The 12,403-nt window shown below is 30.6% G+C and carries 8 protein-coding genes; 1 reads left to right on the top strand and 7 read right to left on the bottom strand.

Annotation, left to right across the window (positions count from 1 at the left end; translation table 11 throughout):
* Window positions 1-279 precede the first annotated feature (279 nt).
* Window positions 280-2,688 (top strand): glycoside hydrolase family 2 TIM barrel-domain containing protein, encoded by a 2,409-nt coding sequence (locus CLPUN_RS22315; RefSeq protein WP_077849423.1) that lies wholly within the window; start codon window positions 280-282, stop codon window positions 2,686-2,688.
* Here the strand turns inward: CLPUN_RS22315 and CLPUN_RS22320 are convergent, their stop codons facing one another.
* The 7 genes from CLPUN_RS22320 to CLPUN_RS22350 all read right to left on the bottom strand — a co-directional run bounded on the left by CLPUN_RS22320 (window position 2,689) and on the right by CLPUN_RS22350 (window position 12,174).
* A complete protein-coding gene (locus CLPUN_RS22320; RefSeq protein WP_077849424.1) occupies window positions 2,689-3,606 on the bottom strand; it encodes an AraC family transcriptional regulator in 918 nt (305 codons plus the stop codon).
* Between the two features lie 252 nt (window positions 3,607-3,858).
* Window positions 3,859-5,769, bottom strand: coding sequence for a fibronectin type III domain-containing protein (locus CLPUN_RS22325; protein ID WP_077849425.1), 1,911 nt, complete (start codon window positions 5,767-5,769; stop codon window positions 3,859-3,861).
* Window positions 5,766-5,975 (bottom strand): hypothetical protein, encoded by a 210-nt coding sequence (locus tag CLPUN_RS22330; RefSeq protein WP_077849426.1) that lies wholly within the window; start codon window positions 5,973-5,975, stop codon window positions 5,766-5,768. The genes CLPUN_RS22325 and CLPUN_RS22330 overlap by 4 nt, the downstream gene beginning before the upstream one ends.
* Window positions 5,976-6,099: 124 nt before the next feature.
* Complete coding sequence (locus CLPUN_RS22335) at window positions 6,100-8,403, bottom strand: glycoside hydrolase family 43 protein (RefSeq protein WP_077849427.1); 2,304 nt, start codon at window positions 8,401-8,403, stop codon at window positions 6,100-6,102.
* Between the two features lie 183 nt (window positions 8,404-8,586).
* Entirely contained in the window at window positions 8,587-10,176 is a 1,590-nt protein-coding gene (locus tag CLPUN_RS22340; RefSeq protein WP_077849428.1) for an ABC transporter substrate-binding protein, read from the bottom strand.
* Window positions 10,177-10,254: 78 nt separating this feature from the next.
* Complete coding sequence (locus tag CLPUN_RS22345) at window positions 10,255-11,193, bottom strand: carbohydrate ABC transporter permease (RefSeq protein ID WP_077849429.1); 939 nt, start codon at window positions 11,191-11,193, stop codon at window positions 10,255-10,257.
* A 12-nt stretch (window positions 11,194-11,205) separates the two neighbouring features.
* On the bottom strand, window positions 11,206-12,174 hold the full coding sequence (locus CLPUN_RS22350; protein ID WP_242954233.1) for an ABC transporter permease: 969 nt from the start codon (window positions 12,172-12,174) through the stop codon (window positions 11,206-11,208).
* Between the last annotated feature and the right edge of the window lie 229 nt (window positions 12,175-12,403).

The following is a 12,403-nucleotide window of genomic DNA, read 5'->3' on the forward strand; positions in this document are numbered from 1 at the left end:
TTACTAAACCTTATACTTTTATTTATACAATGTATCCTTTTTTTTAATATTTATTGTCAAATAAATAAAACATATATGCTTAGTTACTTTACATAAGCTTAATGTGTAAATTTAGTTAAATACTATATTGTTTATTTTTATAAACAATTTAATCTATATGTCTCTATTTTACAAGTACACTATCTAAATTCCATTGCATCTATTATACAAAAGAATATACTAAAACTATGCCTAGTACATTATTAGAATTAGTGAGTTATAAATGGAGGTAATTTTACAATGGATACAACATATATAAATATAAATGAAGATTGGCATTTTAATTTAGGCGATTGCCAAAACGCATGGGAAAAAGGTTATGACTCATCTGCTTGGGAAAAAGTTAACCTACCTCATGATTGGTCTGTAAAGCAGCCTTTTGATAGAAAATATTCAAGTGGAACAGGATATCTTTCTGGTGGAATTGGCTGGTATCATAAAAAATTTACACTTCCTGAAATCTTTCGTGGTAAAAAAATATGGGTAGTTTTTGATGGTATTTATAAAAACAGTCAAGTTTGGTGCAACAGCTATTATAAGGGCAAATGGCCTTATGGATATACAACTTTCCGTTATGATATTACAGAACAAGCTTCTTTTGGTGATGCTGAAAATCTTATAAGTGTAAAGGTAAATCATAGCGATATTTCAGATTCTAGATGGTTCACAGGTTCAGGTATTACAAGAAAAGTTCAAATTATAATAGAAGACGTAGTACATCCTACACCTGATGGAATCTTTTTTACAACACCTTCTGTAACTTCTGATAAAGCAGATATTGTCATACATAATCAAATTTTAAATGACAGTTCTTTTGATTCACTGATAACTGTAAAAAATATTCTTCTTCGTACAGATGGATCTGAAACAGCTTATTTTTCTAAAACTTCATTAATTTTAAAGGGTGAAACTGAGACAATCTTAACAGAAGGTTCCCTTGACTTTCCTTTGTTGTGGTCTCCAGAGCAGCCTAACCTTTATAAATTAATAACAAAACTTAAAGTTGAAGCAAATACATCTGAAAGCAGCACTTGTCGTGATGATTTAGGAGCATGGAATATTGTAAAAACTGACATGGTAGGAATTCGAAGTTTTTCTTTTGATGCTGATAAAGGCTTCTTCTTAAATGGGGTTTCTACAAAATTTAAAGGAGTCTGCGTACATCATGATGCTGGCTGCTTAGGTGCTGCTGTTCTCCCTGAAGTATGGATGCGTCGACTTATGAAATTAAAGGAAATGGGCTGCAATGCTATTAGAATGAGCCACAATCCACATATGCCAGAATTATATGATTTATGCGATGAAATTGGTTTCTTAGTTATGGATGAAGCTTTTGATGAATGGGAAGGTCCTAAAAATAAATGGTGGAATGGTCATAATGTATATCCTCCAAGACATCAAGGCTATTCTGAAGATTTTACTGAATGGCATGAACGTGATTTAAAAGCTCTTATTAAACGAGATCGTAATCATCCAAGTATAGTAATGTGGAGTATAGGTAATGAAATTGACTATCCAAATGATCCTTACTGTCATCCCCTATTCTCTCATATGACTGGTAACAACGATGCAAATAAACCTGCCGAAGAAAGAAAATATAATCCAAATAAACCAAATGCTGAACGTTTATCAAAACTTGCCGCTACACTTACAAAAATAGTGAAAGTAGAGGATATAACTCGTCCTGTTACAGCTGCTGTAGCTTTTCCTGAATTGTCTACACAAATTGGTTTTATCGATTCCTTAGATGTAGTTGGCTATAATTATAAGGAAAGCTTATATGAACAAGACCATTCTCGTTTTCCTAAAAAACCTTTCTTAGGAAGCGAAAATAGTCATAGTTTTGAAGGTTGGAAAGCAGTATTAGAAAAGGAATATATTTCAGGACAATTTTTATGGACAGGAATTGACTATTTAGGTGAAGCTCATGGCTGGCCAATTCATGGTTCTGGAGCTGGAATTCTAACTTTAGCTGGATTTGAAAAAACTTCTTTTTATCGTAGGCAAAGTCTTTGGTCAACAAAACCTATATTAAAAATAGTAACTGGAAGATCAGATAGTAATAATGATAGTGAATGGAAACCTATGTATACTTCTTGGAATTACAGTCCTGGTGAACCTGTTTTAGTACGCTGCTATACAAACCTTACAAGTGCTGAGTTATTATGTAACGGGAAAAGCATTGGTATTAACACTGTAGACAACCAAACTGGATATATATCATGGATTTTACCTTTTGAAGAAGGACAGTTAAAAGTAGTTGCAGCTTGCGTTAGTGAAACAAAGCAAATAACAGATACTTTAGAAACAACAACTTCTTCCTGTAATATTGAACTTTCTCTATGGAAAAATCAATCTTCTAATGTAATTTCTCATGAAAATATAAGTCAAATTGAAGTTACAGTTACTGATACAAAAAATCGCCATGTTGCAAATGACAGTACAATGCTTTATGTAAAAATTCAAGGTCCTGGTAAATTGCTAGGATTAGAAAATGGCGATCTTTCTGATGTCACAGAATATACAGCTCATTATCGTAGAGCTTATGAAGGTCGTCTACTCCTATACATTCACAGAACTTCTAAAGACGCTCCTATTCATATATATGTTTATGGCGATAACTTAAAAACAGCAAAAATCATTTTATAATCACTTATTTTTTAACATTCCTCTTGCATAAACTACAGGAGGAATACCTGTATATTTTTTGAAGACCTTGCTAAAATAATACTCGTCATTGAAACCTACATTAACACTAATCTCGGCTAGCTTCAAGGAAGTAGTCGAAATTAGTTCCTTGGCATGATCAATACGAACTGTATTTAAATAAGTAAAAATAGTTTTCTGTGTCAATTTTTTAAAAACACGATTCATATAATCAAAATTACAAGAAAATTGCTTTTCAATTGTGGTGCTAGTAATCTTATTCGCATATTCTGTGTTTAAATACTTTAATAATTCTTGTATTTTCCTATATGATTTTGGAACTCCAGAAGATAGATTTTCTATTTCTGTAAAAACAAAACTTCTTGTTATTTCAATAAGTGCTTCAAGAACTTTACATGAACAAAGTATTTTATAGTTTTCTATTTGGTTTTTATTATGTTCTATTGCCTCATTTAACAGGCAGCTAGTTGTAATAAAACTATTATAATTTGAAAAATGATATATTTTAGGGATTAATAATTTGTCCTTTTCATAAATATCGTAAGAAAAAGAATTACTTTGAAGCAAATCATTACGATTTTTTAAAATTTCCTGGGTAATTGAAGGTTTTAAATACTCTTCCATTTTATGAATATCGAAATGTTGAAAATGAATATAATAATATTCACAATAAGCCCCTTTATATCCTTCATGGATATAAGATGGATCAAGCAGAAAAAAATCTCCTTCTGTCAAAATATATTTTTTCCCATTTTCTATAATATACATACTTCCTTTTCTAATAATATATAGAATATATTCCTCTGCTTTTCGTCTTTTATGCACATAAGGTAAATCAATTATAGCAAAATTTATTAACCTTATTTTAGGCAATATATTAGGATTTAAACAGTAAAACATATAAACCTCCAATTTTTACTTTCATTTTGAATCTTGTAAATGAATAAAGAAATCTATAGTATTAAAGAACTGGATTTAAGTCCAGTTCTTTTTTACTTCAATACTGAAATAATTTTATAAAAAATAAGTATCTATCCTTAAGTTTAATATTTTCCCCCATGTCTATAACTTTAGCAGTATTGTTATAAAGCATGTTTATTTAGATATTATAATCCATGAAATAAGTGGTTTATCTTTCCCATTAATTGATTTTTAAACTCTAATAGTCAAAATTCCATCCTTTACCTCGGCAGTATACTTATTAGATACCTTCCCTTTAATTGTTGGGCAAAGCCCTTTCTCTACTACATTCCCATTAATTAATATATCCTCAAGTCTATCCTTATGAGCCCAAGGATCATATAAGCCTATAGTCACAGAATATTTCCCATTTGGTACATCAAACTTATAGGTTAAGCCACCTTGAGATGCAGTTCCATCATATTGTCTTTCACATCCATAATTTGATTCAACCGAAGCTTCTGTGTCTTGAGACCATTCCTTACCTTCATCAGCAATATATGCCCATTTATATCCTGTTAATAAATCTAAACCATATGGTTGATCTTGAGTGCTATTGTTTGTCCCTAATACTTCAGCATTTTCTAATATGTTAGGGCTTGCATCACCACAATTTACATAATACAATAAATTTGAATCTGCTGATGTAACAGGACTTTCTGCTAATTCATTTGAATTCACACTTTCTTTTCCATTAATTACAGCACTTACTGCTATATAATATTTCTTTCCATTTTGTAGTCCACTAATTAAATAGGAACCATCTGTTACATTATTAATAACGTTTGTATAATTTCCTGGAGCCATTCCATATTTTATATTATATGAAGCTGCACCATCTATAGGATTATATTCAACGTAAAGTTTATTATATCCAGCAGTTACTTTGGTAAGCTGTGGTCTCTGCACAACTGTATTATTTGTACTTTGTTTCACTGCTACAGCCTTATCAGCTATAACATAGGTTGAACTAGAATTCGTATTTTTATTTCCTGTAACACTAACTTTTACAGTATGTGCTCCTTCATCCAATATTGAGCTCACATACATTAATGCATTATCCTTTCTAGCTGCAGAATACAAATCAACTTTTGTTTCTGATTCACCATCAATTGATATACCAGCTATTCCTGAGTCTGGAGCAAAAGTTCCATATAGTTTTATTCTATTACCCTTAAATTTAACTTGATAATAGCTGCCAGTAGTATTAGAATAATGAACATCTTTACTATAGGCTCCACCTTGCGAATCATAGTATTGCCATGAATTACTATATTGGAACTGATTATTATTAGCTCCAATAACATTATCATTTGTAGTAGTTCCAATTTCACCATTATATTTAGCATTTGAAATAACATAAGTTACCATAGATTTTGCTGGTAAAGTATCTTTCAAAATTCCATTTGTTAAAGTTACTCCATTTGAAGATATATCAGCAAGACTTTCTGCTGCTGTAGTTCTATACGCCTCAATTGTGGCTCTTGTAGTATCAAATTTTGAAACATCAAGCATTAATGGTTCATCATTCTCAAAAGTATTTCTTGTTACCAATACAAGCTTTTGTGATGTAGGATCAATTGCAGCCACAACATTTGGGCTGTTAACATCAATAATTTTGTAACCTGGTCTTATAAACTTACTAAAATGAGCCATTGCATAATATTGTTTTGTAATAAAATACTTTTCAGCATTAACCCCTGACCAATAAGCACTAATAAGCCCCCAGTTTGAATTGTTGGATTTATTCATTTCTTCATCATCAACAACCTGCCATATATCCCATCCAGTTGTCTTCATATCTCTTAAATCTTTAAACATATAGTCTGCAATTTTAAGTCCATTATCCATATTATTAGCGTCATGTCCTGCTCCACCGCTTGTACATATTTCATCCATGTATAATGGTTTTTCAAGTGATGCTGTTATATCTCTAAGCTTAGCTCTAGATCCATCACTATAATCATGTGTATTAAATTGACTAATTACTGAAAGTGTCTCATTAGATGCACTTTGTATAGCTATAGAGGAATAATCAATACCAGTTTCATCAAATCCAGAAAGTTTTGTAGTAAGTCCCTTTTTAGTAAGGCTTTGACTCATAAGTCCAAAATATTATTTTTCTCTTCTGGACTATTAAAATCACAGCCTTCTTGATTTCCTCCTTTCTTCCAATAGTTAGTGCTTGGTTCATTCATAGGATTTATTGTATTAAAGGTGGTTCCCCATTCATCATTGAAATGCTTTACTACTGTTGTTAAATAAAATGTAATGTTAGTTAGAAAATTAAATACTTTTCTAACTAACATTATTGTTTAATTTTCTTATTATTCTTGATTACTAATTTAACACCAATATATTAATTACTATTTTAATCTGTTTATTATATTAGCTTCTCTGATCTTGTTGTTTTTTCTAAATTGGTTGATTTTCTTATCTATTTTCTTGAAGCGCAAACCAGCTAAGAATTACATCAGGATTATTAACATTAGGTTTGTAAACACTAATTTTAACTTCAGTATCTATCGGTAAATTAAATGTGTATTTCACATTCTTCTTACTATTACTAGTAAATGTACCTAGTTCTTGCTTTACAGTTTCTCCATTTGAATTTTTATAAGATATTGAAACACCCATAGTTCTGTTTGCCCCCCACCATTCATTAAAACCTGCAAATAAACTGTAATTTCCTGCTTTAAGAGGAACAACATATTCAATCTTTTTATCTTTATAAGCCCAAAATCCATTATCATAATCATCTGTGCTATCACTATTTTTATAATTAATATCTGTTCCTATTTTACCAACATATCCCCAAGAACCTTCTGCATATGCCTTATCCCATTCTTTACTATTTTTTAATTTAGCCTTCGAGTTTGCTAACTCATATGTGGTAGAGCCTTTTTTTGCACCACAATCAACATAATATTGTAAATTGTTTGGTATATTGATAACATTTACATTGATTTGTCTGCCAACAGCTTCTAATACTCCTGTAACTGTTGTCTTTGACATAGGTGTAAGATCTGGTAAATTCCATTTAACTGCAGTATCTTTATTAATCCACTTGCCATTTTCATTCACTTTAATATTTAATGTTTTGGGAAGTTCTTCAATACCAGTATAAACATCTTTAAGCTCTGAATTTACCTGAATACTATATTTGTTGTTTAAATCTTCAAGTTTCCAGTTAGTATATGGTTTAATTAATAAATTTCCCTTTGAGTCAAACTCTAATGGAAGCCATACATATCTTGAATCACCTAGATTATTGGATTTCCATCTATCTCCCATATAGATAAATTTACCGCCATCTTTATCTACATTGATTACATTTGTACTTTGAGTATAGAATGTCTTTTTATCTTTATCATCAATACAAGGATCTCCCATATCAGTCCATTCACCTAATATATCATCTGCAACCCAGTATTTTGCTTGATTTGGATCCCAGCCAGTAGCACTTGATGTAATCATATAATATTTACTATTATATTTAAATAATGCTGGTGCTTCCCTTTGTGCCCCTGGAAATAGACGTACAAAGTCCTTGCCTTTTACTGCCTTATCTACGTCAGTGGCTAAATAGGTATACTCATCATTTAATTTTGAAATAAACATAGTTCGGTTTTCTTCACTGGAATAAATTATATATGCTGTACCATCATCATCAATCCATAAATTCATATCTCTTGCAAAACCTGCACTGGCTTCATACCATTCACCTTTTTTATCTGCTGCTGGACATACATTTAAGCGATATCTTCCAAGAAACTTAAATGGACCATTGGGCGAATCACTTATTGCAACACCTGCTGATGCCGCTGCATAATTACTATTTGGTGATTCTACTGTTGGGCCATCTGCATGAAACCAAAGTACATATTTACCTGTTTTTTGATTATAAATCATTTTAGGTCTTTCAATAACTGCTGTAGAATCATTGAAACATAAATATACATTATCTTTTTCTTTGCTGGTATAATCTTTATAAAGCTCTGAAAAATATGGATCCTTGTCTAATTGTTCTCTGCTGCTTATTGTTCTCATAACATATCCTTCAAAAGTCCAATTATAAAGATCCTTTGAGGAATATGCACTTATGCCATTACTTCTATATCCCTTAGTTTTATCTTCACCATACCAATACCATTTACCTTCCTTCTCCAGCCACTGAACTTGACCACCATGTGCTTGAATTGGTACCCCATTTGTATCCTTCCATACTTCTCCATCAGTACCGCTAAAAGAACTGTATGTCTTTAATGTTCTAATAGAATTATATGATGTATCGATTGTATTATAAGCAGCTGTTATAGCTTCTTGATCTGAACTATTTGCTTGTATCAATTTTTTAGCCGCTTCAATATTTAATTCAAATTTTGATAATGTACCTTCTACTTTAGATGCATCTAAGTATAACTCACTTAATTTCTCTGTTGCAAAAGTTATTCCAGACTTTTTATCTTGCTCTACTTTTGCCACTAAAGCATTAATTTTATTTTGCAAATCATTTAATGTAACTGTAGCAGATAGACTTGTTGTTGTAACTGCAGATGTGGTGGTAGTTTCTAGAATGTCCTTAAATTGTGGTTCAATAATAAAATCTTCTGTACTTATTGATAATTTCTCTTCTGTATTTTCAATATTAGAAGCTGCTCTTGCTGGAGATGCTTGCAATATTAAAGCTGAACCTAGTAATACTAATAGTGTTGTACATTTTTTAGAATTTTTCATATTTGTTTCCCCTTTCTTATTTCTATAAGGTTTAATTTGCTAATCCTTACAAGAAGTTATTTAGTAATTTATATTAAGAATAAAAAAGATTGCTGCAAAATTACCCATATATAATATGATATTTTGTAGCAATCATTTTTTAGTTAAGATACCATTTTTATTGTAACTTACTTTAATTAATTCTTACTTTTTTGAAGCCTTTAGTTGTGTTTGAATTTCATCAAATACTTTTTGATATCCAGCAGCTTTTAATTCTTCTCTAAAGGCTGCTACTTCAGCCTTTGGATCAGTAACTTTACCAAATGCAATTTTAGGAATATATTTTGCACAAACATCTGCCATAGCAGCAATTTCTGTAGTTATTTTACTATTATCAAAAATAAACTGACCATAAGGATATTCAATTGCATAACTGTTGTAGTTTTTAATCATGTCACTTCTTCCAGTATACCAAGTAGAATCTATAAGTTCTAAGTTATCATTACGTCCACACCAGAAATTTGTTTCAAGCGCATCTTTTGATGCATCAAATCCTTCTGGTCTTGCTAACTCACCTTTAGCTGTAACTGTATAGTCTTTTCCTTCAATACCATAATTGTATAATCTATAAATTTCCTTATCATTACGAAGCAAATCATATACCATTAAAGCACGTTCAGGATTTTGAGAATTTGCTCCAACTGCTAATGCACCATGTGTAATAACTACTTTTGTAAGGTTTTTACTTGGTTCTGAGAATGGAAACATTTTCAAATCAGAGCCAGGTTGTTTTACATCCATTAAAGGTCTTGTAGTTGTATAGTATGTTTGACTATGATGTTGATCTGCTCCAGATTGTCCTGTGTACATTAAATCACGACTATTGCCATCATAATTTAATACATCTTCTCTCCAATATCCTGCATCTGACCAAGATTTTGTTAATGCTGCAAAATCATCTAATGTAGTACCTTCCATATATGGAGAGGTTAATGTATAAGGATCATCTTTAGATTTTCCATAGAATAATGTAGATAATCCAACTGGAATTCCGTTAATCACCACATTTTTTGTATTAGAATCTATATATCCACCAACAAATGCATTGGCTGCTGCTGCTTTACCAGATACATCCCAAGGAACACAATCTTTTTTATTTTCTTTAACATATTTAAAATACTTTCCTAAATCAGTGAAATTATTAATTTGATCAAGACCAGCTGCTTTAGCCCAGTCACCTCTATAGAACATTCCATGATTTGTATATTGTGTGTAGTTATCTTCTGGAATTAAGTAAATTTGATCATTATATTTGCATTGATTCCAATGTTCCTTTGATACACTTGAATATGTTTGAGGAGCATATGTTTTTAACATATCTTCTGATAATGGTAAGAAAGAACCTTTTTTAACATTTGGCCATGCATCTAACCAGTCTGTAGCAGTAGTAATTAAATCAACTGTTTTATCTCCACTAGCTAATAATAAATTATATTGAGTTTGCCAATCAGCCCATTCAACATATTGAAGTTCTAATTCAGCATTTACCTTTTCTTTTAATTTTTCATTTACTTTTTCTAATGTAGCTTCCATTCTTCCATTTGTTGGTTTATTGCCTAAAACAACAAATTTTACTTTAACATGTTCTGATGTATCGATTGTGCCATCTGCTTTTACAGTAGTTGTAGCCTTACCAGATGTTTTAGCAGAATTGCTTCCACCACATCCTACTAAGGTTAAGGCCATTGCTCCAACTAATAACGTAGCTAAAATCTTTCTTCCTATTTTACTCATTTAATTGCCTCCCTAAATAATATAAATTTATGTAATTCCCATTATTGAGAAATACCAACATGCCCTTAACATGTAAAGTTAACCCTTTACAGCTCCTACAGTAATACCTGCAATGAAATATTTTTGTACAAATGGATATAAGAAAATAATTGGTCCTGTTGCAAGTACTGCTGTAGCCATTTTTAAAGTTGTAGTAGGAAGTTGTCCTACTGGTACATTAGCTCCAGCTACTGAGCTCTTTAAGGCTTGCGCTTGATTAACGATTCCGTACAAATAATTTTGCAACGGCTTGTACTCTACAGATGATGATAAATACAGCATAGAGTTATACCATTCATTCCAATATCCTAAAGCTATGAATAACCCTATTGTTGCCAATGCAGGTTTTAGCATAGGCAAAATTAAAGAAACAAAAATGGTAAAATCACCTGCACCATCAATTTTCCCTGATTCTGTTATTTCATATGGAATGGATTTAACAAAGTTTTTCATTAATATAATTAACCAAGGACTCATCAATAGTGGGAAAAGTACAGCTAAATAGCTATCTTTTAAATTTAAATATTGACTCATCCACAAGTAAGTAGGTGCTAAACCTGCTGAAAACAAAGTTGTGAAATAAATAAAGAATGAAATACTGTTACGAAATGGAAAGTCTTTACGTTGAAGTGCATAGCCTGTCATAGCTACTATAAACAATCCAATTAAAGTTCCCACAGTGGTCATAACTATAGTAACAACATATGAACCAATTAATATTCTAGGACTTTTGAAAACTAACTCATAAGCTGCTATTGTAAATCCCTGTGGTAATATTGCAAAACCATTCTTTGTAATCGTTGTCTCAGTACTGAAAGAAGCAGAAATCATAAGTACAAAAGGAATTAAACACGCTAAAGCAAAAAGTCCTATAAATGCATATGAAAAACCATGTACAGCTTTTGTCATATTATCTTTTTTTATAGTGCTATTAGTTTTAGTTTCTATCTTTGCAGTACTGTTAATTTTAGTCTCCATATTAATCCTCCTTTAGAATAATGCGTACTCTTCATCAATTTTTTTAACAATCCAGTTACATACCATAACAAGTATAAAACCAAAAACTGATTGATATAAACCTACTGCTGCAGAATTTGCAAAGTTAAAATTGTTCATCAAGGTTCTATATACATAAGTTTCTATAATATCTGTTGTTGGGAACAAAAGTGAATTAGATGACCCTACTAAGTTATAAAACAAACCAAAATTACCTTTCATTATTCCTCCAATTGCAAATAAGAATAAAATGATTGCTGTTGGTTTCAAACTTGGTAAAATAATATAACGAATTCTTTGTATTATGTTTGCTCCATCTACTTCTGCTGCCTCAATAATACTTGAATCAATACCACATATAGATGCAAAATATACAATAGATCCATATCCTGTTTGCTGCCATAAGTTTACAATAACAATAATTATAGGCCACGCCATTGGCATAGAGTAAACTTTTATAGGATCTCCCCCAAAGAATTTAATTATAGAATTCATAAATCCAAAATCATAGTTTAAAACATTAAATGCTAATAAACCAATTAATACTGCTGAAATAAAATAAGGTAAAAACATTATAGTTTGAGCTACTTTTTTAAATAATTTATTTTTCACTTCATTTAATAATATTGCCACAAAAATCTGTAACATATTTCCTAATACAATGAATGCAATATTATATAAAATTGTATTTCTTGTTAGTTGCCACAAGCTACCAGATTGAATTAAGAATTTAAAATTATCAAATCCAACAAATTTACTTCCAAAAATACCACTTTTATAATTGAAATCTGTAAAAGCAATATATGCACCTGGCATAGGGCAATAAGCAAAAATTATAAAAAATGATATAGCAGGTAAACACATCAAAAGCAACGTCCTATTATCCCTTACCTTTTCCCAAAAAGTTTTCTTTCTTATTGTCGCTACATGCGAATTGTTCCTTTGCATTAACTTCTTTTTCACACTAATATTCCTCCATTCAGCATTCTTGAAACTGGTTTCAAACATTATTAAAAAATAAATGTTTATTATTTAATAATGCAAGACTTGAAAATTTATATATATTTATGATTGTTTAACATTTTATATGTATACGTTTTTATTTCATTGAAATAATAAATGATTGAATTTAATTTTTAGAAAAATATCTTTTAAATTTGTTTATAGAATTTTTTGAAACCCATTTCATATT

The organism is Clostridium puniceum, assembly GCF_002006345.1.
GTDB lineage: Bacteria > Bacillota > Clostridia > Clostridiales > Clostridiaceae > Clostridium > Clostridium puniceum.

Coding starts and splice junctions, on each gene's coding strand:
- CLPUN_RS22340 (WP_077849428.1), bottom strand. CDS start 10,176: ATGAGTAAAATAGGAAGAAAGATTTTAGCTACGTTATTAGTTGGAGCA.
- CLPUN_RS22320 (WP_077849424.1), bottom strand. CDS start 3,606: ATGTTTTACTGTTTAAATCCTAATATATTGCCTAAAATAAGGTTAATA.
- CLPUN_RS22345 (WP_077849429.1), bottom strand. CDS start 11,193: ATGGAGACTAAAATTAACAGTACTGCAAAGATAGAAACTAAAACTAAT.
- CLPUN_RS22335 (WP_077849427.1), bottom strand. CDS start 8,403: ATGAAAAATTCTAAAAAATGTACAACACTATTAGTATTACTAGGTTCA.
- CLPUN_RS22325 (WP_077849425.1), bottom strand. CDS start 5,769: ATGAGTCAAAGCCTTACTAAAAAGGGACTTACTACAAAACTTTCTGGA.
- CLPUN_RS22330 (WP_077849426.1), bottom strand. CDS start 5,975: ATGTTAGTTAGAAAAGTATTTAATTTTCTAACTAACATTACATTTTAT.
- CLPUN_RS22315 (WP_077849423.1), top strand. CDS start 280: ATGGATACAACATATATAAATATAAATGAAGATTGGCATTTTAATTTA.